This window comes from Alteromonas sp. DY56-G5, assembly GCF_041414725.1.
Lineage (GTDB): Bacteria > Pseudomonadota > Gammaproteobacteria > Enterobacterales > Alteromonadaceae > Alteromonas > Alteromonas macleodii.
This window is the reverse complement of the sequence record NZ_JANHZQ010000009.1, coordinates 58812-81740: the sequence shown is the minus strand read 5'-3', so window position 1 is coordinate 81740 and position 22929 is coordinate 58812. Positions and strand designations below refer to the sequence as shown.

General features: G+C 44.5%; 20 protein-coding genes. 8 read left to right on the top strand and 12 right to left on the bottom strand.

What is annotated here, in order from left to right; genetic code table 11:
- Positions 1-5: 5 nt before the first annotated feature.
- Positions 6-728, bottom strand: coding sequence for an elongation factor P hydroxylase (locus NO989_RS06775; protein ID WP_371342292.1), 723 nt, complete (start codon positions 726-728; stop codon positions 6-8).
- Between the two features lie 154 nt (positions 729-882).
- Here NO989_RS06775 and NO989_RS06770 point away from each other — a divergent pair, with 154 nt between their 5' ends.
- From NO989_RS06770 to NO989_RS06760, 3 genes are all read left to right on the top strand, one after another.
- The gene (locus tag NO989_RS06770) at positions 883-1593 is read left to right on the top strand and encodes a hypothetical protein (protein WP_371342291.1); all 711 of its coding nucleotides are present in this window, start codon (positions 883-885) and stop codon (positions 1591-1593) included.
- Positions 1594-1657: 64 nt separating this feature from the next.
- The gene (locus tag NO989_RS06765; protein WP_014976907.1) at positions 1658-2107 is read left to right on the top strand and encodes a thioesterase family protein; all 450 of its coding nucleotides are present in this window, start codon (positions 1658-1660) and stop codon (positions 2105-2107) included.
- Entirely contained in the window at positions 2104-3339 is a 1236-nt protein-coding gene (locus NO989_RS06760; RefSeq protein ID WP_371342290.1) for a TIGR02281 family clan AA aspartic protease, read from the top strand. Before NO989_RS06765 ends, NO989_RS06760 begins: the two co-directional genes overlap by 4 nt.
- Before the next feature lie 63 nt (positions 3340-3402).
- On the opposite strand, the gene NO989_RS06755 is transcribed toward NO989_RS06760, so the two are convergent.
- The 3 genes from NO989_RS06755 to NO989_RS06745 all read right to left on the bottom strand — a co-directional run bounded on the left by NO989_RS06755 (position 3403) and on the right by NO989_RS06745 (position 6905).
- Positions 3403-3762, bottom strand: a complete 360-nt coding sequence (locus NO989_RS06755; protein WP_371342289.1) for a HopJ type III effector protein — start codon at positions 3760-3762, stop codon at positions 3403-3405.
- 142 nt (positions 3763-3904) lie between these two features.
- Positions 3905-5947, bottom strand: a complete 2043-nt coding sequence (locus NO989_RS06750; RefSeq protein ID WP_371342288.1) for an FAD-dependent oxidoreductase — start codon at positions 5945-5947, stop codon at positions 3905-3907.
- Between the two features lie 118 nt (positions 5948-6065).
- Positions 6066-6905: a crotonase/enoyl-CoA hydratase family protein gene (locus NO989_RS06745; protein WP_371342287.1), complete on the bottom strand. Its 840-nt coding sequence runs from the start codon at positions 6903-6905 to the stop codon at positions 6066-6068.
- A gap of 137 nt (positions 6906-7042) precedes the next feature.
- On the opposite strand from NO989_RS06745, the gene NO989_RS06740 reads away from it, so the two are divergent.
- Positions 7043-7654, top strand: a complete 612-nt coding sequence (locus NO989_RS06740; protein ID WP_348670460.1) for a TetR/AcrR family transcriptional regulator — start codon at positions 7043-7045, stop codon at positions 7652-7654.
- Positions 7655-7706: 52 nt separating this feature from the next.
- Here the strand turns inward: NO989_RS06740 and NO989_RS06735 are convergent, their stop codons facing one another.
- Positions 7707-9359 carry a choline dehydrogenase gene (locus NO989_RS06735; protein WP_348670459.1) on the bottom strand — a complete coding sequence of 551 codons (1653 nt, stop codon included), beginning with the start codon at positions 9357-9359 and terminating at the stop codon, positions 7707-7709.
- Positions 9360-9573: 214 nt separating this feature from the next.
- Here NO989_RS06735 and NO989_RS06730 point away from each other — a divergent pair, with 214 nt between their 5' ends.
- The gene (locus tag NO989_RS06730) at positions 9574-10299 is read left to right on the top strand and encodes a DUF1439 domain-containing protein (protein WP_014949987.1); all 726 of its coding nucleotides are present in this window, start codon (positions 9574-9576) and stop codon (positions 10297-10299) included.
- A gap of 28 nt (positions 10300-10327) precedes the next feature.
- Here NO989_RS06730 and NO989_RS06725 read toward each other — a convergent pair whose 3' ends face one another.
- Genes NO989_RS06725 through NO989_RS06715 form a run of 3 tightly spaced genes read right to left on the bottom strand, consistent with a single transcriptional unit; the run spans position 10328 to position 13708 of the window.
- Positions 10328-11767, bottom strand: coding sequence for a wax ester/triacylglycerol synthase domain-containing protein (locus NO989_RS06725; RefSeq protein ID WP_371342286.1), 1440 nt, complete (start codon positions 11765-11767; stop codon positions 10328-10330).
- Between the two features lie 10 nt (positions 11768-11777).
- Positions 11778-12443, bottom strand: a complete 666-nt coding sequence (locus NO989_RS06720; protein ID WP_014976915.1) for a TetR/AcrR family transcriptional regulator — start codon at positions 12441-12443, stop codon at positions 11778-11780.
- A gap of 56 nt (positions 12444-12499) precedes the next feature.
- The gene (locus tag NO989_RS06715) at positions 12500-13708 is read right to left on the bottom strand and encodes a DUF445 domain-containing protein (RefSeq protein ID WP_014976916.1); all 1209 of its coding nucleotides are present in this window, start codon (positions 13706-13708) and stop codon (positions 12500-12502) included.
- A 414-nt stretch (positions 13709-14122) separates the two neighbouring features.
- Here NO989_RS06715 and NO989_RS06710 point away from each other — a divergent pair, with 414 nt between their 5' ends.
- From NO989_RS06710 to NO989_RS06700, 3 genes are all read left to right on the top strand, one after another.
- Positions 14123-15583: a DUF3336 domain-containing protein gene (locus NO989_RS06710; RefSeq protein ID WP_014976917.1), complete on the top strand. Its 1461-nt coding sequence runs from the start codon at positions 14123-14125 to the stop codon at positions 15581-15583.
- Between the two features lie 78 nt (positions 15584-15661).
- A complete protein-coding gene (locus NO989_RS06705; protein ID WP_371342285.1) occupies positions 15662-17095 on the top strand; it encodes a hypothetical protein in 1434 nt (477 codons plus the stop codon).
- A 57-nt stretch (positions 17096-17152) separates the two neighbouring features.
- Complete coding sequence (locus tag NO989_RS06700) at positions 17153-17689, top strand: DUF3592 domain-containing protein (protein ID WP_318486457.1); 537 nt, start codon at positions 17153-17155, stop codon at positions 17687-17689.
- Between the two features lie 377 nt (positions 17690-18066).
- On the opposite strand, the gene NO989_RS06695 is transcribed toward NO989_RS06700, so the two are convergent.
- The 4 genes from NO989_RS06695 to fadR all read right to left on the bottom strand — a co-directional run bounded on the left by NO989_RS06695 (position 18067) and on the right by fadR (position 22795).
- Complete coding sequence (locus tag NO989_RS06695; protein ID WP_371342284.1) at positions 18067-18831, bottom strand: hypothetical protein; 765 nt, start codon at positions 18829-18831, stop codon at positions 18067-18069.
- A 187-nt stretch (positions 18832-19018) separates the two neighbouring features.
- The gene (locus NO989_RS06690) at positions 19019-19378 is read right to left on the bottom strand and encodes a phasin family protein (RefSeq protein ID WP_014949994.1); all 360 of its coding nucleotides are present in this window, start codon (positions 19376-19378) and stop codon (positions 19019-19021) included.
- Positions 19379-19552: 174 nt separating this feature from the next.
- Positions 19553-21730: a S9 family peptidase gene (locus tag NO989_RS06685; RefSeq protein WP_371342283.1), complete on the bottom strand. Its 2178-nt coding sequence runs from the start codon at positions 21728-21730 to the stop codon at positions 19553-19555.
- Between the two features lie 354 nt (positions 21731-22084).
- Positions 22085-22795, bottom strand: a complete 711-nt coding sequence (fadR, locus tag NO989_RS06680) for a fatty acid metabolism transcriptional regulator FadR (RefSeq protein ID WP_069944570.1) — start codon at positions 22793-22795, stop codon at positions 22085-22087.
- Between the last annotated feature and the right edge of the window lie 134 nt (positions 22796-22929).

Here is a 22929-nt window from a genome sequence, read left to right as displayed (position 1 = left end):
TACTCCTATCCCGCCACCCAATTTGCTGTTAGCGTATTTTTTGACGTGTCTGTTACCGTGCTATTTATTATGCTGCTACATGAACCAGACGACTTACCTTTACCAAACGCAGATGACAGCGCATTAATAAATTGTTCAGCCCGAGGCGGAAAGCCCTCAGATTTATAGCGTTCAAGCTGTGCGGCTACGTTTCGCGTAAAACCTTCTCTGTCGGGCTCAGCGCCGTTTAAGTTATCCGTGCTTACCTGAAACTTTCTTCCTGCTGCTTCTGTAAACGCCCACTCAATGGCCTGGGGCTTAATTTCTACTTTTTCGAAGTCAGCTTGCTGTGATGCATCGCGGCCATCTGGGCAATACCAGTAACCGTAATCTTCTAATAGTCGACGCTTTTCACCCGCAATACACCAGTGCGCAATTTCATGCAAAGCGCTTGAAAAAAATCCATGAGCAAACACGACTTGATGATAAGGTGTTGCGCTGTCTGCTGGGATGTAAATGGGTTCGTCATCACCTAAAACCAAGCGCGTATTAAAATCTTCAAATGTCGAATTAAACAACGCGATTAACACAGGTACATCAACGTCCGCTTCTGAGTGATCCGACCCCGTAGTCGTTTCTCGGTGCATGCCCGGATATTCACTTTTTAGGCTTTCAACGTTTGAGCCTTTAGTATCGGTATTTCTAGTTTCAGTCTTGGCAAACAATGCGTGATGACTTGCGATGTTCATGGCGGCTAATAAATTCTACATAACAGAGCTATTTCAATGGCGGTGGAGTATACCAGTAAAACTTTGTCTTCTCACTTGAAAGGCTCGCTTGCATAGGTCAATCTAGGTTTACAACAACGAATTAGCCACACTATCTCAACAGGGAGTTTGTCATTTGGCGCAAGAGATAATTAAACATATTCATCGGGTCAATGCCCTTCGTGACTTAGTCAATCAGTTGGGTGTAATGCCTATCATTCATCAATTGCAACACTGGCAATGCGAACGTTTACTGGTCACACACGACGATTTAGCACAGCAAAAACGTTACCAAAAAGCCATGGCTTTTTTTGTAGATGAATTGTACGGGCCAAAAGATTTTAGCCAACGGGACGCTGATTTAGTGCGAGTCATTCCAAAACTCGCAAAAGTACTGCCTGACAAAGCTATGAACGCTATGGACGACGCATTGTCGTTAAATGCACTATCGTTCGATTTGGATATGGCGATGGCTCAGTACTTACAAAGCCATTTTCCCGGAGAACCTATCAACCGAGATAACTACGCTTTGGCGTATCGTAATGTGGGCAGAATTGAGGATAGAAAGCATCAAATCGACATAATTTCCCATTTGGGCGATCAACTCGCCGACGTTATAAAAATTCGTGGTATAGGTATGTTAATTTCACTGTCCCGTCGTCCGGCTAAATTAGCAGGATTACTCGCATTGCATGAATTTTTGGAACGAGGGTTTGATGCGTTTAAAGCGATAGGTGACGTGCAGAGCTTTATTGACCCCGTATTGGTGAGAGAAAAAGCGATAATGCAATTATTGTTAAGCGATGATTTAACGTTACCTGAAGATAATCCCCTGCCTGTGGTATGAGGCACAATGCCTGAACGTGAAGAAGCAGAGTAGATCAAAGCAAAAATATGAGTAAGGAAAAGATTTGAGCACCCCAACGCTTAATTGGATGTTAGACGCCCCCTATGTGCAGCAGTGGCATATTGATGATACGCACATCGACCACTATCAGCACGTTAATAATGTGGCGTACCTGTCGCAGTTAGAAAGCCTAGCATGGGCCCATTCAAACGCGCTTGGCTTGCAGTTTGCCGATTATCAATCGCTTAACCGTGGCATGGTCATTAAGCGCCACGAGCTAAACTACCACCTGCCAACACATCTTGGAGATACGTTAGAATGCGCTACATGGATAGTGCATTGCGACAGCAAACTTACTTTGAAACGCCAGTTTCAATTTATCTGCCCAAAGCGAAACAAAACCGTATTTGATGCTATGACCACATTCGTATGTGTTAGCCTTGATACTGGCGCCCCAAAGCGAATGCCTAAACAATTCGTGGACATCTATGGCAAAGCGTGTGTGGCGCAATGAAAACGTGGCTAGCGATAGTGCTTTCGCTCTTCCTTATTGTGTCGTTAGGCATAAACGTTTACCTATGGCTTAGTTTAAAGCAGCACAATGATAAAGCTTATGCACTAGAGGCCAGTTATGAACACCGTTTAGATAGTGACAAGCAGCTAGAAACCCAAGCACAGTTGGTGGATGAAACTCAGGTAAACGAAAAAGCTGAGCCCTTCAACAATGAACGCTCTCCCGCCAACTTTTCACCTATGACAGGCACTAAAACGGCACCCAACGCACTTGACGATCTACGCACCTCTTCATTACTCGTTAATCAAGAGCAATTAGAGTCACTGACTACCCTACTCAATAACGAGCAATACGCGTTGCTCGCCACTGAATTAACAAACCTTTTAAAATATGACCCGCTCAACGAATCTCTGTTGTTGCTAGAGGGGGAACTGATTGAGTTAACCAAGCCTCTTTCAACGGCCATAGTGCACTACTACGACTTGGCCGAACTGCCTCTTTCAACTGAAACTCTCTCATTTATTGACGCAAAAATTGCCACTTTGTATCAACAGGCGCAGACGCAGTTAAGTCAAGACGAACAATGGGAACTGGTTGCCAGATTAAATGAGCCACTGTATCAACGCATACCTGACGCTAGGCACTACACCCTTAATTTGGCTGAAGCGTACGCTTATCAGCAAAAGCTTACGTTAATGGAAGACGTGCTTGCTGCCCTTCCATCAAACGACAGAGACGCGAATATCATTCGCAATAAAGCCTATGAAATGCGCGATATTGCTGACACAGATAACACGCTTAGCGAAAGTGAAATAGAGCCAACAGGCGCTGAAGCCGCACGTTATCAAACCCGTGTAGCCTTAGCGCGCATTGGCGATCAATATCGCCTTGATGTAAAGGCGCTTAACCAAAAAGCCACCATGATTTTAGATACGGGTGCCAGTACCACCGCAATATCATCGCGACTCTTTGCGCGTTTAGGCCGTATGCGAAACCTCACGTTCATTGGTAACTTCAACATTAGAACCGCGTCAGGAACCATTGAAGCCCCTCTGGTACAAATACCCCGATTTTACTTTGCTGGCTACGAGTTCAACGATGTTTCTGCCATCGTGCTGCCCGAAGACGCTCTACCCGATGCCGACGGATTGTTGGGAATGAACGTTCTAGGTCAGTTTGACTTTGCAATAATGCCCCAGTCTAGTGAGTTGATTTTGACAGAGCGAGATTAATGCAGTCTGCGAAAGGGCGAGTGCTTTGCGCCTCTCGCCTTTTAGCCTCTATAGCGCGATGTACTAATTTTGCAATTCAACTAAAGGAAATGTCTCAAACACCACCCCTTCGTGGCCCGTTTCCATAAAGTTGCGGATATTGGCATGGTCGTCGCCGTTGGGGTTATTAAGTACATCTTCTCGATAAAAACGTCCAAATAGGGCCAGCGTTTGCGCTTGATTGAGGTTTAAGTGCTGACCGAGTGCGAGCAGTTTGCAAGAGCCGTTATTCTGATTGGCTTCGTTTTTCACGTCACCATTAGTGAAAGCGGTGGGCGTGAAAACAAACGCGCTATCAACGAGCGTGATAACGTCGTTAAATTCGATAGTATCTGGGGAATTAGTGACTGCTTGAACTAAGTTTTGGGTGCTGCTGTATGCCATGTTTATCTCAAAAAAAGAAAACGATAATAACAGGTCTATGTCTTTACAAAAGGCCACAACAGGTTCACTTTTGATATAAACAGAAAAAAGCGCCTCTTCATGAGGCGCTTATAATGCTAACAAGGTTGGGTTTACTAGCTCGTTAAACCGCAGCGCACACGCGCGTACCCTGATCGATGGCGCGTTTTGCATCTAGCTCTAATGCTTCGTCTGCACCACCAATTAAGTGATAAGGCATGTTTAAGCCTTCAACGATATCACGCATCGGCTCTTGGCCTGCACAGATGATGATGTTGTCTACCGGCAATATTTGGCTGTTACCATCAACCGTAATATGTAGCCCTTCGTCATCAATTTTATCGTAACTTACACCTGGGATCATGGTCACGCCTTTGGCCAGCAAGCCTACTCTGTGCGCCCACCCCGTTGTTTTACCTAAACCTGCGCCAACTTTGGTTGTCTTGCGCTGCAATAGGAAAATTTCTCTTGGCGATGGCTCAGGCTGTGGCTTAACGCCTTCGATGCCCGCGCGAGCAGAGAAGGTCATGTCAATACCCCACTCTTTCATAAATGCAGGAATATCTTGGCTTGGCGTTTCTTTGCCATGAGACAAGTACTCAGCGGTATCAAAACCAATTCCACCAGCGCCGATAATGGCTACCTTATTGCCAACGGGTTTCTTTTCTTTCAATACTTCGATATAGGTCAGCACTTTTTCGTGCTCAATGCCTTCAATCGCTGGCGTACGCGGCTTAATGCCCGTCGCAATCATCACTTCATCGAAACCTTCGTCGTTTAGCGCAGCCGCATCAACATAAGTATTCAATTTAAGGGTAATGTTCTTATGAAGCTCAATTTGGCGCTTGAAATAACGCAGCGTTTCGTAGAACTCCTCTTTGCCTGGAATTTGTTTGGCGATATTAAATTGACCACCAATTTCACTAGATGCATCATAAATCACCACGTCGTGACCGCGCTTGGCAGAAGTCACTGCCGCTGCTAATCCAGCTGGGCCCGCACCTACCACTGCAACACGCTTTTTGGTTTCTGCAGGCTTGATGTTAATTTCAAGCTCGTGACAGGCTCGTGGATTTACCAAACAGCTGGTCATTTTGCCGTTAAAGACATGGTCTAGGCATGCTTGGTTGCAGCCAATACAGGTATTAATTTCGTCGGCTTTATTTTGCTGGGCTTTGCGGACGAAGTCAGGGTCTGCCAAGAACGGACGTGCCATAGACACCATATCTGCATCGCCGCGAGACAACACTTCTTCAGCAACTTCAGGCGTGTTAATACGGTTCGATGTGATCACTGGAATTGAAAGCGCCTCTCTGAATTTTGCGGTAACCCACGTAAATGCCGCTCGCGGTACTTTAGTGGCAATGGTTGGAATACGCGCTTCGTGCCAACCAATGCCGGTGTTAATAATAGTTGCACCGGCTTTTTCAATTTCTTTGCCAAGCTGCACGACTTCATCATAAGTAGAGCCACCTTCCACCAGGTCTAGCATCGATAAGCGATAAATAATGATGAAGTTCTTACCTACCGCCTCGCGCACGCGGCGTACCACTTCAATAGGCAGACGGATACGATTCTCGTATTCGCCCCCCCACTGATCGTCACGGTGGTTTGTGCGCTTTGCAATAAACTGATTAAGGAAATAGCCTTCAGACCCCATGATCTCAACACCATCATAACCCGCGCGCTGGGCTTGAGTTGCGGCTGTAATGAAATCTTTAACTTGCTTCTCAATCTCGTCAGCTTCAAGTGCCTTGGGCTTAAACGGATTAATAGGCGCTTGTACCGCAGAAGGTGCAACAAGCTTAGGGCTATACGCATAGCGCCCCGTGTGCAGAATTTGCATACAGATTTTACCGCCAGCAATGTGCACCGCGTCAGTCACTTCTTTGTGGTTTTTCACCGCTTCGTCTGTATCTAAACGAAACGTTGACGGATGGGTAGCGCCCTCTTCGTTTGGTCCTATACCACCTGTAACGATAAGCCCTACGCCACCTCTGGCACGTTCACCATAAAATGCCGCCATACGTTTATGGCCGTCGGGTAATTCCTCTAAGCCCGTGTGCATAGAACCCATGAGCACGCGGTTCTTTAGGGTAGTGAAGCCTAAGTCTAAAGGACGAAATAAATGAGGGTAAACGGGATGATCGGTAACGGTCTGATTCATGATACATTCCTGAAAGTCGTTTTGGCTTGGTAAAAGCCGTTAAAAAGCCTGTTTAAATATTCTTATCTAATGCGCTCATTCTCTGAAGGCGCTATGTAATTCAACGAATTACATTCACTTACGAATTCATTTTCTTAATGGCTTGGTGTAATGGCGGATATTCCGGCAGCGTTTTGGTTTTCTGTGCTTCCATGGCTTTAAACACATCTTCCATTTGGAACATGCCCGCTTGCCATGTGGCCATATAGGTCAAGCTCTCTGCCACCGTGTGTTCTACCGCGTAGTTAATCATAGTCTTAGTGCCTGAAACTGCTAACGGCGAATTCATTGCAATCTGCTGAGCTATTTTCATTACCGCGTCTAGCATGGCAGTTTGGTCATCGAATACTTGATTCACAAAGCCAAGTTGCTGCGCTTCTGCGGCACCAAAGTTGCGCCCGGTATAAGCCAGTTCTTTAACTATGCCAATGGGAATGAGTTTTGGAAGTCGCTGAAGTGTACCTACGTCCGCCGTCATACCTAACTGGGTTTCTTTTATGGTGAAAAAGGCGTCTTGTGTGCAATAGCGCATGTCACATGCACTAAGCAAATCTACTGCACCACCAATTGCCCCGCCCTGCACGGCACCAATAACCGGCATACGTGCCTGCTCTATGGCGGTAAAGCTATCTTGAAGCAACATCACCATACGGCGCATACGCTCTGCTCTGCGCGACGGGTCGCCCTTAAAGTCTTCTTTCATATTCAGGAACACCGATAAGTCCATACCGGCAGAGAAATGCTTACCCGTTGATGAAATAACAATGACACGGGCGTTGCCTTCATCGTCTATTTCACGAATAGCCGCTGGCAATTCGGTCCAGAACTCTGGGATCATGCTATTCATTGCGTCGGGGCGGTTTAGTACTACGTGGGCAATATGACCCTCTTGTTTTACTTCTAATGTAGAGTACTTCATGGTTTGCGCTGTCTCCTTGGGCTGTTCCTGTTAACAAATTTGCAAACTAGACAGCGTCAAGATAAAAGGCTATGTTGACAGTGTCAAGATAAAACGTTATCTATTCGTCTCAATTTGAAAATGGAAACATCGGGTTTATGGCTAATGCAGTACAAAGCTACCATCACGGCGACTTGCGCAGCGCACTGATAGAGGCGGCAACGGCGCGTCTGTCTGAATACGGCGTTGATAGTTTATCTCTCAGAAAGCTGGCAGAAGATGCCGGAGTGTCACGTACTGCGCCCTATCACCACTTTAAAGACAAGAGTGCGCTTTTAAGCGCCATTGCAGCCAAAGGCTTTAGCGATTGGCATACCGCAGCTAAACGAATCTTCGAACAAGAAGACAAAACACCGCAGGCACGTTTCCGCGAATTTGTGCACGAATACATTGGCTACGCTGCCGACAACCCAGAGATGTACGAATTGATGTTTGGTCGCACAATTTGGCAAAGCCAAGTGGCGACCAACGATCTGAAAGAGGTTGCATTTCCCTGCTTTCAGTTTCAAGTGACGATGACGCGCTATTGGCAAGATAAAGGGCTTCTCCCGAATAATCAGGATGCGCTGAGACTCGCACAGGTTACCTGGGGCACGTTACACGGGATTGCACGATTGCTCATTGATGGTATCTACGCTGACAGCAGTCATATCGAGGAAATGTGTGATTGTGCAGCAGATTTGTTTATGCAAAAGCAAATGGATGCTTAGAACGGATGAATTGCCAGAGCGAGACGAAGACTCGCTCGTAGCACTTTTTTATTTACGCTGATTCCGCTTTAGCCATAGATACTGGCTGGCCTTCGTGCGTCGCTTTAATAAACTCAGCAGCACGTTCAGCAATCATGACGGTGGGCGCATTGGTATTGCCGCCAATTAGGCTGGGCATCACAGAAGCATCTACCACTCTAAGACCTGCTATACCTCTTACCCGCAATTGGGTATCAACCACTGCCATCTCATCGTCATTACTGCCCATTTTACAGGTACCAATTGGGTGATAGATGGTTTCAGCACGCTCACGTAAAAACTCTAAAATTTCTTCATCTGTTTGTGCTTCTACCCCAGGATATAGTTCACTGCCTTGGAACTTGTCGAAGTCTGGTGCAGATAGCAGCTTACGGGCAATGCGCACACCTTCAATCATGACTTGCTGATCTTCCTCTGCAGTCAAATAATTGGGGTCAATAAGGGCTTGATCAGCAGGATGGTTGCTTTGAAGCGAAATAGTGCCGCGACTTTTGGGGTATAGACAGCATACGTGAAGGCCATAACCGTAACCAAAAGCTAACTGTCTTCCATGGTCGTTTAAAATTGCCGGTAGAAAGTGAAACTGGATGTCTGGACCTTGTGTCGCTAAGCTTGAGCTAACAAAGCCACCTGCTTCGGCAATGTTGGACGAGAAAATACCTTTGCGCCTAAACGCATAGTCTGCGGTGGCTTTTACGTAGGAAGGCAAGGCCCCTAACGCCACGGCATAGCCCTCTCTCGCTTTACAAGTATATTGTACAATTGCATCAAGATGGTCTTGTAAGTTTTGACCCACACCAGGCAAATCTTGCTGAACAAAAATCCCCTTTTCTTCTAGCTCTGCTCTGGGTCCTATACCCGAAAGCATAAGAAGTTGTGGTGAATTAATCGCGCCGCCACACAGGATAACTTCGCTTTTAGCAAAATAGCGATTTACTACGCCTTTTTCACGTACCTGAACGCCAATCGCACGCCCCTCTTTTAACAGCACTTTTTCGGCTGCGACTCTAGTAAGTACAGTTAAATTGTTGCGATGCTTGGCCTGCGTTAAATACCCCTTCGCCGTTGAACAGCGTTGCCCGTTGGCCTGTGTAACATGGTAATACCCTAACCCTTCCCTGTCGTCTCGGTTAAAGTCGTCGAGCTGTTGATAGCCTGCCATCGACGCTGAGTTGACAAATGCGTTTGACAGCACGCTGGTATGCCTAAGCTTGCTAACATTGAGTGGGCCGCCTGTGCCGTGGTATTCATCAGCACCTTCTTCAAAGTTCTCAGAGCGTTTGAAATAAGGCAGTACATCATCAAACGACCAACCTTCAGCCCCTTCTTCATTAGCCCAGCGGTCGTAGTCTTCTTTTTGCCCGCGAATATAACACATCGCATTAACCGAACTGCTGCCGCCCAAGGTTTTACCGCGGGGCCAGAACAGTTCTCTGTCATACATCTCTTTTTGGGGTGCTGTGTGATAACCCCAGCCAATCCCCTCAAATCTACTGAGTAAAGACAACCCAAACGGGATATGAATAAGCGGATTAGTGTCCTTTGAGCCAGCCTCTAATAGCAAAATATCTAACGCGGGGTTTTCTGATAAACGGGTGGCAAGCACCGCGCCCGCAGAACCGCCGCCTACAATAATGTAATCGTATTTGCTCAGTACTTCGCTCATTTCGCCAACTCCTTGAGGGCAAGACTATTAAATGTTAAAAAAACGTTGTGGTACGACCAGATTACCAAACAACACTTCGCCAAGAAAAGACTTAAATTGTAAGATTTAAAAAATCTAATAATCCTGATAACTTAAGTGCTATATCGAAGTAGCCCCTACTCTGAAAAAACTAACAACAAGCCACCGCCTAGTAGATTTAGGCTAAGAATGAACGTTGACCAAAAACCTATCGTTTAAAGACAAATGTAAAGTCTACCTTGCACAATGGCTTGTGAAATGGGGCAAGCTGACGCACGACGACTTCACGAAATCAGAGCTTCATGACCTCGTAAAAGGCAGCTTTCCTTACTCATTCACTTTCGATATCCCCATGGGAACTGGCACGGTTACCGTGCTTGAAGGAAACATCACGCTAGATAGTGAAAGCAACCGTATTGGTCTGCAGTGCCTCGCTGCGCTAAATATTGTGGTTGCCACCACGACTATTTATCGCGCTCATGTTGTATTTACCGTGTCAGCTTCACCCTATTACGACAAAAATATGAGTACACTCTATTTGACAGGCGTCGCCACTGACAGCGTCACCTTAGTTAACGATGATTACGCGTTGATTAAAGACACGCAATTTCTGATGTCGCGACTCTTCCCCAAAAGCGTTAATTCTTTGCTTGGTGGCTCTTTAAAATCAGCGTTATCACTGTTTAGCGCCGGCACATCCGATATGGCTGCAGACTATCTAAAGGTCTATTTATCTGGCTCGAAACAAGCAGTGTTGGACTACCACATCCCTCTCATTAACAACGCCATTAAAAAGCAAATTAAGCAGGAAGACTTAAGCCATACCATGCGCAACGACCATTGGCGCGAGGTTTTGTTCTCAAAAGCTGGACAAAACGTGCGTGTAGAAGATGACGTACTGCGCTTCTATCTCATTGAATGACTACGCTTACTGTTTGGAACAATGCACGCTAGTGATCTGACACAATAGAAACAGGGACGGTATCCACCTGTTCACCAATATCGTCGATGTTTAACCTGGGATCGTCCACACTTGCTTCTAGCATATCGAACGCCTCTTTGACGTAGCGCGCTAACGGCTGTAGCGATTCAATATTCTTATTGCAGCACACTAATCCCACATTTGCCGTGCCTGCATATGTCATAAGCGTAATATTTACCCCGCCACCAGGCGTCATGGTAGAAATGGGGTAACAAGCCTGAAGCTCTGCATCTTTTAGATACCGCGTATCTTTTGGCCCAGGTACATTGGAGATTAAGATGTTGGCAATGGGTTTGACTACGCTAGATAGCCTTAACCACTCAAAGACCAGTGCAAGCGATTGAATCACAATGGTATAGCCGCTAAATGCTGCGGGCCGCGCGTGCTGCGCTGCATGTTTTACAATGCGGTGATTCACTACGATTTGGCGCAAACGTAAATAAGGATCAGTTTCGCCGTGAGCAAGCTGCACCGGCACAATAGCTATCTTATTACCCGTGGTTTTCTCGCCGGGTTTACGCAAGTTGATTGGCATATTGGTGAACAAGGCTTTTTTAAATACTTGCCCGTGGTCTTGCAGCAGTTTATGTACGCCAATATCGAAGGCACATAGTAATACCTCGTTTGCCGTAGAGCGCGTTCGCCTTGCCAGGGCTTTCACACGCTTAAAGTCTAAGTCCATGGTAGCCACAGCCCTTCCCGCTTTCACTTGTCCAGTCAGCACTGTTTTCGTACCAGTGAAAGGAATAGGCATATAGTGTGGGTTCACTCGCAGCACTTTCATGAATATACGAATAAAGATAATTAGCAAATCAAGCGCGGTTTTAAGCGCGTAACCCACTCCCACTAAGCGCTTGTAAAAGCTCACAGGCTCTCTGCGCTTATGGCGCAGTCGTTTTACTGCCCATACTGGTGTGAACTTAGTCTCGTGAGAGTTTGATACATATCCCGCTTGGAACCAGCGCACTAAGGTTGCCCCATCGCCATACATATGATGAACCCGCGCATAAATAGCAAACGTCTCGCTGTTGTCATCAAAGATGAAATGGTATTGCCAAAGGGGCTTGTCGGGATCTAACCGCGAAGCATGTAATCTTGCTACGAACGCATCGAGTGCTTCGCGGTTTGTAACATCAGCCACACGATGAATTTGAACGTGATAATCCATGTTGAGCTTTTTTACCGGCGCAAACCCCACCGGGTACCCCAATACCGTTTTTACCGCACAGTTGAAGGGAGAAGTAGCACGGGCAAAGCTTCTTATTTCCTGGAATAATTGAGGGACATATTCGGTACTTTTTGCCCCTTTAGGTATGGCAAGTAGCTGCAAGCAAGCTACGTGTTTTGGATTCTCGTCTGATTCGGTTATCCAAAATGACTTATCTAAGAAACTGAGCGTTTTTGCCATTACTATTCCTTTACGCGAAGTCGAGGGGTGACGGGGTTGAGGCATCTCTCATAAAGTCATGAGAGTCGAGCATCTGTTCTAACTGCTGTTTTTGTTCATCGGACAGTGCCAACCTTGGCAATACGCTTACCATCATTAGCGACAAGGCATGATAGCGCTGCATCGTACTATCCATATGGCTGTTTAATTCATCAAATTGACAAGACTGTGTGATGATTAAGGACATTAAATCCACCATAAGTGCCCTGTCTGCCTTTGAGGCAATAAGAATGTCTCGTTTCGATAGTGACTCAAAAAGAAACGCTAATTGCTTATTCAAGCTAGACAATATGTGCTGTCTAGGGCGCACGATACTGGGATATTTTTCTGCTAAGTCAGCCGGGCTACGGTAGAAAAAGCGAAATACATGAATACTATCTATAAGCAAATATAGGTAATACATAATTTCTTCAGGATGAAGTGTATCGAGCTTTTCTCGGCTTAGTATCTTCTGCATCTGCTGCTCATGCATTTTCATCAACGCGTTAACCAGGCTGTCCTTTCCTTTAAAGTGGTAGTAGAGATTCCCCGGACTAATATCCAGCTCAATAGCGATATCAACACTGGTAACGGTGTTTTCGCCGTGCTCATTAAATAAGGTTAGCGCGGTGAGTAGTATTTTCTGCGCGGTTTTCATAATTTAGATCAATCCTTTGCCAACCCAGTGCGTTAATTTTTTATTCGTGAAACACGCTACATAAACACCAGATAGAGTTGAGCAATACCAGCTACCATACCTAGAATAGCGCCGGTTACGATGAGCTTCCACTCATCCTGTTGATAAGCTGGGCGCAAAACGCCTTCAAATTCTTCAACACTTAACGCCTGCATGCGCTCACTTAAATCGTGCCCAATCTGCATAGCATTATTAGCGTAATCAAACGCATAAAGCAGATACTTATCAGAATTATCAAATATCTGACGCACCGCTAGTGCCTTCATTTTATGGTAATTTTCTGACCCCACACCCAACGCAAAATACGGTTGCGCTATAGCAACATAGCGTTCAATAGCGTCGTTGACATGAAGCTCAATGAGTTCTAAAAGCTGGGCTGAGCCTGAACCATGCAAGATTACATGGGTGATGTTTTTAGGCGTTATAAGCTTTTCTTCAATAATGTTTGAATAGACTTCGGACACTTCTTTTTGGCGCTTTAAAAACATACCTTGAATAGTAATAGGCCCCAGTTTTCTTGGGCGTTTGGGTTCGAATATGATTTTGATAGCAATCCAATTAGTGGCATAACCCACAAGCAGTCCACCTAACGGTAGAATCCACCATGCTTGGTAGAAATACCAAAGTAGCATGGTGGGCAAACCAAACAAAAAGCCAAAATAGAAGCCGGAACGCACAATAAACGGAAACTCTTTGCTGCCTGCCGTTAAGAAAATTTCATTAACGAGCTCGGGCGCATTCACCAGCTGCTCTACCACCAGCTCTTTAATATCTAAAATTTCTGAGACATTGTGCTGAAAGTCGTCCACCATTTTATGAACCACATTAGGAATGTCGTTTTCGATGCGTTGATAGACTAAATTTTTGCCCTGTACAGGTAACGCAGCCCAAAGTTGAGGCGCAGATTCTGCCATTACATCGTTAACGACTTTGCGAATAACTTGACTTAAACGCCGCTCAATTGCTTTAGTGAGCTCGTCTGCGTCTAAACGCTGTGCTAACTCTTCAACACTAAGCAGTTTGCCTAGCACTAGCTCAACCTCAATCTCGGCCATTTGGCGGCGCTTCGCAGGAATGAGTCCCTGCCACCCTAAGAAAGGCTTAATACCAACAAACTCAATGGGGTAAAACATCATTTTTACCGCCAGATAGTTGGTTAGCCATCCAACAATAGCGCTAATTAAAGGAATTGATAGCAGACTTAGCGTTTCAAAGTTCCATTCCATACTACGAACATGTGGTCCAATTTGTTATTTTCTCTCTCAGGCTACTGAGTGCCTATGAAATGGTCAATGTAAAAAGTGAAATTACTGCTAATTGTTGATTGAAAACAGCTAAATGAAAGTCTAAAAGTTAGAACGTTTGACCTTGTGTGATTCACCTAAAGTGCATCAGTTTTCTCAACAACAAACGATTAGGTAGTGAATTCTAAATTTACGCCATACACTCAAAATAGTGTATGAACCGCTGTTCTCATGCCCTTGCTTTGAGTCTTCGCTATATGGACATTTAAAGACCTGTAATTTTTGAGAACTGCGTTCTAAGTGAAAACTATCGTTTTGCTGGTGTTTTTCGGGTCAGTGTACTTTTTCGAATGAGTAGAAGGTACAGCCCTCATCAATCAAAAATAGGTACTCGTCATGGCAGTATTCGACTTGCGGTTAAAAAAGCTTGAACATGAAATCGAGCATGCAGGCAATTATGATGAATATGAGGCCGCGTGCTTAGCGCACGATGCATTGTCTGGTGCTGAGGAATGGAAAGCCGAAGACGCTAGCGATGACTACGACTACAAACTAATTCGCAAACGAGTTCAGCGCCTACAGCTTGCCAGAGGCAAAGGCGATTTACATGCGCTTATGTCGATTCTGCACGAGGGGCTACACGGCAATTTAGGCAATATTGCCAACCCCGTATTACTTACCCAGTGTAAAATAGGCACTAAATATCTTATTGAACAGTTTATTGACGAAGTGATATTGGCGCTAGAGCAAATTTATCACGCCGATGAACAAGACGTAGACTTTTACGAGAAACTGTCATTTTTTGAAGAGACTGCACACGCCTTCGGGCGTAGCTGCCTTATGCTTTCAGGTGGCGCAGGCTTAGGCTTTTTCCATGCTGGCGTGGTTAAGTCATTAAACGAAAAGAATTTGTTACCTACCGTAGTGTCTGGCTCTAGCGCTGGTTCTATCATCGCAGCCATGTTGGGTACACGAACTCACGACCAATTATTAGAAGCACTCAGCGCCGACTTTATTTACGAGACTTTTAAACACTGGCGAAGCTTTGCCGGTCTTGGAAAGAAAGGGCTATTTGATAGTTCCGTGCTCGAAAATGCGCTGATTGAACTTTTCGACCTTACCACTTTTGAGGAAGCCTTTAAGAAAACAGGTCGACACATTACTGTGACGGTATCCCCTGCCGACCTCCATCAACATTCGCGCTTGTTAAATGCTAAAACCTCACCGAATGCAATTATTACTCAAGCGGTACGTGCATCCTGTGCAGTTCCCATCATTTTTAGCCCTGTACAGTTAAGAGCGAAAACGCCTTCGGGCGATATTGTGCCTTATATTCCCAACCGTCGTTTTGCCGATGGCTCATTAATGGCCGACCTTCCCTTCGAGCGCTTAGCGAGGCTATATGGCGTAAATCACAGTATCGTGAGCCAAACAAACCCGTTGGCAGTGCCATTCATTTCCGCAAACCGCATTGACCCCAACTCGCTGTGGGACATGTCTGCGCGCCATCTTGGCCAACTAGCGAAAACTAACAGTATTTTCGCCATTGATATCATTGAAAGGTTAACCGGTAATAAAAGTGCCAAATTGGCTATTCATAAAGTTCGTTCTATCATTGATCAGCAATACGTAGGTAACATCAATATTTTACCCAAGCGCCAAATTAGAAATTTATCGCAGGTTTTGTCTAATCCAACGCGCGAAAGCATCAATCAGTTGATCGTCAGTGGCGAACGGGCATCATGGCCGCAACTTCATGTTATTAAAAGAAATACCAAAATTAGCGAAAATTTACGGTATCATTTAGGCCAATTGAAAAAACGTGAGGCAGTAGAGCTTGGGCACGAAGTAAGATAGCGTGTGCGTCGCTTGACCTGTCTTGAATTGCCAATAGCAAAGTAATGGCAATTCGCAGCATCTTTTGAAAGGAAAACGGTGAGCGCACAAAGCCAAAACCCCGACAGCATTTACACGCAGCAAGTAAAACAACTAATCAATATGATTTATCCTCAAGAAACGGGCTACGGTTCGGTGTTCGAGGATGCGAGTCACTATTTTTCGCTTACCCCCTCTCTTGAGCAGCACATTGAAGACTTGAAAGCTCAGCTTAAGAAAATTGAGGGAAATAAAAACAAAGAGGTGCTTGCAGAGCAACTGACCAAGCAAATAACAAACAGCACTGAAAAGCTTGAAGAAGAGCGTCTGGCAAGGATAGAGCGGCTTGACGCTGTAAGCACCAAAATTATTGAGCTTTGTGAGGGCGATAACTGGCAAGAAACACAACAGCTCAGCGCTAAGTTGCTTGGTACACTTATGCTGCTCACACGAGGACCAGAGGGCAACTTTGCACGTGTGCACATGCGCTTCAAACCGCTCTACAAAGCGGTGCTTACACTGCGCTTAGTCGATAGACTGTTAGAGCACGACACGATTGCTCACAAATATCTCTCGAAGTATCGCGAAGCTGCATCCCGGTTTCGTGGGAACCGCTATTGGCGCGATAAATGGAAAACTGAGCTTGGACGACCGCTAATTACCGCAGCGTTACATCAAGATATTGGCCTGCAAAGCCCTGCCGCACTCACCATCTTGAAAGGGGAAAATGGCGATCTAGACGAATTTCGTTTGCTGGAAGAGTCGCAGCGAAAGGATCTTCTGAAGCTAAACTATCACTTCACTTTAAAGTACTTGTCTGAGGGGTTAGGCCTACCTAAGTATGTAGGAAACAACAAAGAAGAAAGGGATCGCTTTGTTCAAACTCACAAAGAAGCCAATGAATTTTTGCAGCAGCTGGTAAAAGATGCATTTGTGTCGAAAACGGGGCTGGGAGAGATTGTAAAGATCCCTCAAATTTATGTTTCGATTGTGCTTTCAACTAAGTCTGACTACTCACGTATGAGCTTGCCTAAAGGCTACATGCTCATTGAACAATTAGCGAAAAAAGGCGGCTTAAATAAGCAGTTAGCGCAGGACTTTGTTGAGCTTGTGGGGTATTTCCCACAAGGGTTCGGCATTACCTACATACCGATGAATGAGAAAGGTCATGAAAAGGACCAGTACGAATGTGCAATAGTGATTGGCCTCAACCCTGCAAATCCAGCTGAGCCTTTATGTAAAGTGGTAACAAGAAATCAGAAGTACATTACCAGCGGTACGCAAGAAATCATTCCCAAAGGAAGAAACCTTTATTTCCCAGCTAACCGCAAGAAACTCATGCGCGTAGGGAAAGACAGATTAAGTGAAATTATGAGTCAATTGTCGAGCAACTTCACTCCAGACGCACTTGACGATTTAGTACCGAGTTTCTGGGAACCCTATGACTTCTTCGGTTTTAAAAAGCATCAGAATTTGTGGGCGAAAAATAAATAGCGAGTAAGTATTCTTCTATAAAAATATGATAAAACACGGACTGAATGAGACGTTTTTATGACTATTGAAGTAAGCCGAGCACAACTTAGAAAAGCAAGATTGGGAGTCTATTTTGTCGCTTTAGTTGCCCTAATTTTTGTCATCGTCTTTTCAATACAAGTAGTTAAAGGGTTAGCCGGCCCAATCTCTTCAATGAATTGGGTTCCTATCAAAGCAACTTTAATAGATGTATATATTGACGAAATGATTACAACAACGACTAGAGATAATCGAAGCCAATATACTTTATACACGCCTCGTATCCTTTACAAATACAATACTAGTGGCCAAGAACATACCGGAAGAAAAGTTACTTGGTATGACATTTATGACGACGGCTTTATGCTTAAATTAGGGCTTGAATTAAAAAGAAAATTTGCAGCTTCTGAGCCAGTAGACATTTTCATAAACCCCAAAAACTCGGCAGAATCCATTTTGATCAAGCGTGTTATCTGGGAACATATGTCGATGTTGCTTGTCGGTTTTCTTGTTTCTTGGTCGGTATTTCTTTGGTTAGTTTACGTTCTTATTTTTAAGTTAAAGTATAAACGCTGATGACTTTGAATTTATCTAGTTGCATTTTAAAAGTTGCTTTTGATTCTTTTGAAAAGCTTCTTTTAGTAACGACACAAATATATACATCTGAAAGCTCACTGGCATGTCACAAACTGAGCACCCTAACTACTAACCAAACAAGAATTGTATTAATGTTTCATTGGTGATTATTACGCTATACAAGATGACTCGGATATACTGGCAAAAATTCTTGGATTAGAGGTGGATAGTTTAGAGGCCTGACATCACCGATAATTATCTCTACACTCAAACAAAAAGATAATTTAAACGAACCTAGACGAAGCAGCGCCAAATATACGCGAATTCATTTATTTGGCGCTATTACCAAAAACTACCTTTACCTTTATTGAACTCCTTTACTCGTCGTTCTTTGTGATGTCAGACGAATCCGATGTACTTTTAGTCGTACTTTTGGCCGATGTAGCTTTTGTACTAGCCGTTGTTTTACGTGCTGTACTCTTAGCTGCCGTTGACTTTGCTACGGTGCGCTTATTCGCTGTTCCGGTCGCGGCCTTTTTAGTCGCACTAGGCGATGAAGCGGCCGTTGTAGTGGTTGTTTTTGTTTTACTCGGTTTGCGGGTACCGGTAGTTGTCGACGAGGTCGTTGTTGACTTAGCTGAAGAGCTTTTAGTTGCTGTTCTGTTATTGGTAGTAGCCTTACTTGCAGTACTTGTCACTTCGGCTTTTTTAGCCGCCTCCTTTGCAGCTAAAAGGGCTACTTGCTCGACGAGTAAGTCCACTTTTGCGCTCAGCATTTCAAGCTGTTGTTCTTTCTGTTGACGTTTTTGACCGCCAGACAACGCCGAAAATAATGGCGTTGATGCAACCAGTTTTTGAGCAGTATCAACTAGGGCGAATGGATTAAGCGTACGTCTAAGTTCACTCTCCACTTCCAAGCCCTTAGCTTGCATAGCATTGATAGTTTCTTGAGTGTTATCAATTTTTTGGCTGACCACACTTGCCGCTTGATCTAGCTTTGCAGACAATAGGTCGGAACCAGCAAAAAGCCAACCAAACAAGGGGGACGACTTCAGAGATGAAGGGGTAGTACCATTTAGCGTTGTCGATTCTCTTTGGACAACAGGCATAGCTTCCCGGTTAGGAATATTTTTGTTGCTCATAACGCCTCCAATATGGAGATTTAGTAAGCATGACAGTGGAAAGCAATGTGATTTACAGCACACTAAGTTGCACACTCGCTTTCCGCGGTCACTCAACTGTAGCTTTCTATCTAGCCAATTTAGTTAAAAGGACTAAATGAAAGCTGCGTTTTGGACACCTAAAACGGTGTCCAAAATACTGATTGCTTTACTTGCTGGCAGCTAGCTTTGCAACCGCTTCAGTCAAGGCATCGATTTTTGCTGAAAGCTCTTCGATGCGCTGATCAGCTGGCTCTGAATCAAGGCCAAGCTTTTTGCGCACGTCTGCAACGCGATTTTCAACATCGTTAGTCGTAGATTTGAACTTACTTTTTGCGTCTTCTTCTAGCGTTTCGCCCTTTGTCACTAGCTCGTCAAACATTTTGTTCGCTTCTTCGCTTAGCTTCTCGTAACGCCCCTGCGCTTCTTCAACGCTCTTACCATAAGCGCCTAGGCCTGCTAACCAAATTTTACGTGCCATTTCTTCGGCTTCGTTGATTTTACCTTTAATTGTGTCAGTAGTAGTCATGTTCAGCTCCTATGAATGCTAAATGAGAGTGTATTTCAACACCATGGCTTTACTTTACGATTAACAATTAGAATCCGCATACTAAAAACACAAAAAATAAAAATGCCCGAAAAAGCGCTAACTTGTTCGGGCGAAATACCAGAGGAGACTGGTTTTAAAAAGGTGGGTGTAGAGTTAGAGTGGAACACCTGCAAGATGCAATACAAACGCATATTCAAGCGCGGTAGACTCGAATCGTTTGAAACGCCCTGAAGCTCCACCGTGACCCGCTTCCATGTCGGTTTTGAATAGCAGTAAATTATCGTCTGTTTTGTATTCTCTAAGCTTCGCCACCCACTTCATTGGCTCAAAGTACTGCACTTGTGAGTCGTGTAGTCCGGTTGTAACCAACATATGTGGATAGTCTTTTGCTTCAATCTGATCGTAAGGCGAGTAGGAAAGCATATAGTCAAACTCAGCTTTGTTGGCTGGGTTACCCCACTCGGTATATTCGCCGGTAGTCAGCGGAATAGACGCATCGCTCATCGTGGTCACTACATCAACAAATGGAACGTGCGCGCTCACACCTTGATAGAGTTCAGGTGCCATATTTACGATTGCGCCCATTAATAAGCCACCCGCGCTGCCGCCCATAGCAAAGACGCGGTCTTTGTCTACGTACTGCTTTGCCACAAGTCCTTTTGAAACGTCGATAAAGTCAGTAAAGGTATTAATTTTCTGATGCATTTTGCCGTCTTCATACCACTCGCGCCCCAACATTTGACCTCCGCGAATGTGTGCGATCGCGACAACAAAACCTCTGTCTATCAAAGATAACCAGCTGCTTCTAAACGTTGGGTCTACAGTCGAACCGTATGAGCCATAGGCGTATTGATATAATGGATTGGTGCCGTCTTTCTTAAACTTATCTTTGCGATAAACCAACGAAACGGGAACCGACGTACCGTCTCTCGCTTCAATCATCACGCGCTCAGAGGTATAGAGAGAGGAGTCAAAAGTGTCAGATACACGGGTTTGTTTCATCACCTCGCTTTCAAGGGTATCTAAGTTGATATCAATGATAGAACCAGGCGTGGTCAACGAGCTGTAATAAATTCTAAGCTTATTGGTATCCATTTCAGGGTTTGCATTAAAATACGCACCGTAAATTGGATCTTGAGTTGGAATAACTTTCTCTTCGTTTGTCGTCAGATTGTGAACGACTAAGCGCAGCATGCCGTTTTCTTTTTCTTTAACCACTAAGTGGTTGTTCATTACTTCAATACTTTGAAGGAAAACGTCTGGACGATGTGCAATCACTTCTTGCCATTTCGACACATCGTTAGTGGCGCCTAATGGTGCTTTCATCACTCTAAAATTCTTCGCACCAATATTGGTCAACACAAAATAACCGTCACTCGCTTTTGCTACACTGTATTCTTGTCCGTCTTCAATGGGCAAGAATACTTTTGTTTGAGACGTTGGGTTATTCGCATCAATCAAAGTCACACCTGTTTTTTCGGTGTTGTCATGGTGAATGTATATGACACTATCGTCTTTACTTTTACTGATATAGGTATAAAAGGTAGGGTCGCTCTCTTCATAAACTAAAACATCTTCGCTTTGAGACGTGCCCAATTTATGGCGATAGACTTGGTATCCCAAAAGAGTCTGCGGGTCTTTCTTCACGTAAAAGAGGTGGGTATTGTCGTTCGCCCAAACTACACTTCCAGATGTACCTTCTAATACGTCATCAAGCTTTTCTTCACTCTCTAGGCTTTTGACATACACAGTGTAGATGCGTCGGCTAAGCGTATCTTCAGAATATGCAAGCAACTTGTTGTTGCTGCTCACCGCATAACTGCCAATACTGAAATAATCATGCCCTTCAGACATTCGGTTTGCATCAAGCAATACTTGCGGTTCAGCGTCAAGTGAAGGTTTTCTTAAATAAATAGGATACTCGTTTTCACCTGAGTAGCTGGTGTAGTACCAGTAACCATTGTCGAGAACGGGAACGGTTGAGTCGTCCTTCTCAATCCGAGACACGAGCTCCTCATAAAGCGCTTCTCGGTTTTTCTTAAGAGGAGCCAAAACAGTCTCAACATAGCTGTTTTCTTGTTCTAAATGGGACAATATCTCTTCATCGGTGCGGGAGTCATCACGCATCCAATAGTAATTGTCATTACGGGTGACACCATGTGCAGTCATTTCATGCGGCACTTTTTTCGCCACAGGCGCACTTACTTGAGTATTTAGCATAACGGATGGCGCTGCACTTTCAGCTATTTGTTGAGGATTTTCAGTTTTATTTTCGACGCCACAGCCTGCTACCAAGCCACCTGCGGCAAGTGCTATCCATAGATATTTCATTATAATTCCTGTTGTGCACTTTTATTGGCGCTTTGTTTACCGCCAAGCGATTGAAGACAATCGACTTTTGATCATTGAAGATTTAAGAAAGCAGCTAAACTAAGCGAAGTTTATAAGTAAAGTGAGTATATATAATTACGATTTAGGGTCTAGCGTTACTTAACGCGAATGAGACTAAGTAAGGGTTAAAATGTTACAAGATATGTGAAACTGTGTTTCATCGCTGTAAATTCACCAACGAGCGTTAGTAGAAAGCGATAAAAAAACGCCGCATATTCAGAAATAATGCGGCGCTTTTGTTGTTTATTGTAAAAGCCGTCGTATGGAAACCAACAGCCTTTGGCATCCTAGTGTTTAGTCGACCAAATCCTTAGGCATGTCATCACGAATAGCAAGCCACACCTTTCCACTTTCTATACCGTACTTTCTAACTACTACAGGGACACGGTCGTATTCGCCTTTCTCAGCAACATCAAGCAAGTCTGCGTAATACTTGTTTGCCACGTCGCGTGCTTGTTGGTGCGAGAAGAAATAGCCACCAATACGCGAGTACAAACCACGGAAACCGTTCATCATCAAAACAAATACGTTATTGTTAGACGCTAACGCCAAGTCATGTGACATTTGATAGTCGAACTGGGCAAAAGCTAAACCTTCTTGCTCCACATTTTTATAACGGGCAATAATTGCAGCAGACTCTTGAGGGTTGTTTCGAATTGCGCCTCGAATGAAAACCGCACTTAAATTAGTGCGCGCTGCTAATAAATTATCAACCAGTTCAGGGATCCCTTCTTGGTCTAAACGAGCGAGAGTTTCTAAAATGTTTAACCCACACGTTTCCCAGAAATTGTTAACCTTGGTCGGCTTGCCGTGTTGAATTGTTAACCAACCATCACGAGCTAGACGCTGAAGTACTTCACGCAGTGTAGTACGCGTTACACCAATTAACTCAGAAAGCTCTCTTTCTGCAGGCAAAATGGTGCCAGGTGGAAATCTTCCACTCCAAATAGATTCAACAATATATTCTTCGGCGAATCCAGCTGGACTCTGTGCCTTATAAATCATAACTAATCGCCTGCACGTTATTGTTATTTTGCAACTGATTGTACCAGATGCTGTTTTATTATCACAATGAATTATGCCTCGTCCACTAAAGCTTTTAACAACTTGTTAAAATTAAAGTGTTATTTCAAACACCA

Coding starts and splice junctions, on each gene's coding strand:
- NO989_RS06700 (WP_318486457.1), top strand. CDS start 17,153: ATGACTATTGAAGTAAGCCGAGCACAACTTAGAAAAGCAAGATTGGGA.
- NO989_RS06690 (WP_014949994.1), bottom strand. CDS start 19,378: ATGACTACTACTGACACAATTAAAGGTAAAATCAACGAAGCCGAAGAA.
- NO989_RS06775 (WP_371342292.1), bottom strand. CDS start 728: ATGAACATCGCAAGTCATCACGCATTGTTTGCCAAGACTGAAACTAGA.
- NO989_RS06750 (WP_371342288.1), bottom strand. CDS start 5,947: ATGAATCAGACCGTTACCGATCATCCCGTTTACCCTCATTTATTTCGT.
- fadR (WP_069944570.1), bottom strand. CDS start 22,795: ATGATTTATAAGGCACAGAGTCCAGCTGGATTCGCCGAAGAATATATT.
- NO989_RS06685 (WP_371342283.1), bottom strand. CDS start 21,730: ATGAAATATCTATGGATAGCACTTGCCGCAGGTGGCTTGGTAGCAGGC.
- NO989_RS06755 (WP_371342289.1), bottom strand. CDS start 3,762: ATGGCATACAGCAGCACCCAAAACTTAGTTCAAGCAGTCACTAATTCC.
- NO989_RS06725 (WP_371342286.1), bottom strand. CDS start 11,767: ATGGCAAAAACGCTCAGTTTCTTAGATAAGTCATTTTGGATAACCGAA.
- NO989_RS06745 (WP_371342287.1), bottom strand. CDS start 6,905: ATGAAGTACTCTACATTAGAAGTAAAACAAGAGGGTCATATTGCCCAC.
- NO989_RS06740 (WP_348670460.1), top strand. CDS start 7,043: ATGGCTAATGCAGTACAAAGCTACCATCACGGCGACTTGCGCAGCGCA.
- NO989_RS06695 (WP_371342284.1), bottom strand. CDS start 18,831: ATGAGCAACAAAAATATTCCTAACCGGGAAGCTATGCCTGTTGTCCAA.
- NO989_RS06715 (WP_014976916.1), bottom strand. CDS start 13,708: ATGGAATGGAACTTTGAAACGCTAAGTCTGCTATCAATTCCTTTAATT.
- NO989_RS06710 (WP_014976917.1), top strand. CDS start 14,123: ATGGCAGTATTCGACTTGCGGTTAAAAAAGCTTGAACATGAAATCGAG.
- NO989_RS06735 (WP_348670459.1), bottom strand. CDS start 9,359: ATGAGCGAAGTACTGAGCAAATACGATTACATTATTGTAGGCGGCGGT.
- NO989_RS06720 (WP_014976915.1), bottom strand. CDS start 12,443: ATGAAAACCGCGCAGAAAATACTACTCACCGCGCTAACCTTATTTAAT.
- NO989_RS06760 (WP_371342290.1), top strand. CDS start 2,104: ATGAAAACGTGGCTAGCGATAGTGCTTTCGCTCTTCCTTATTGTGTCG.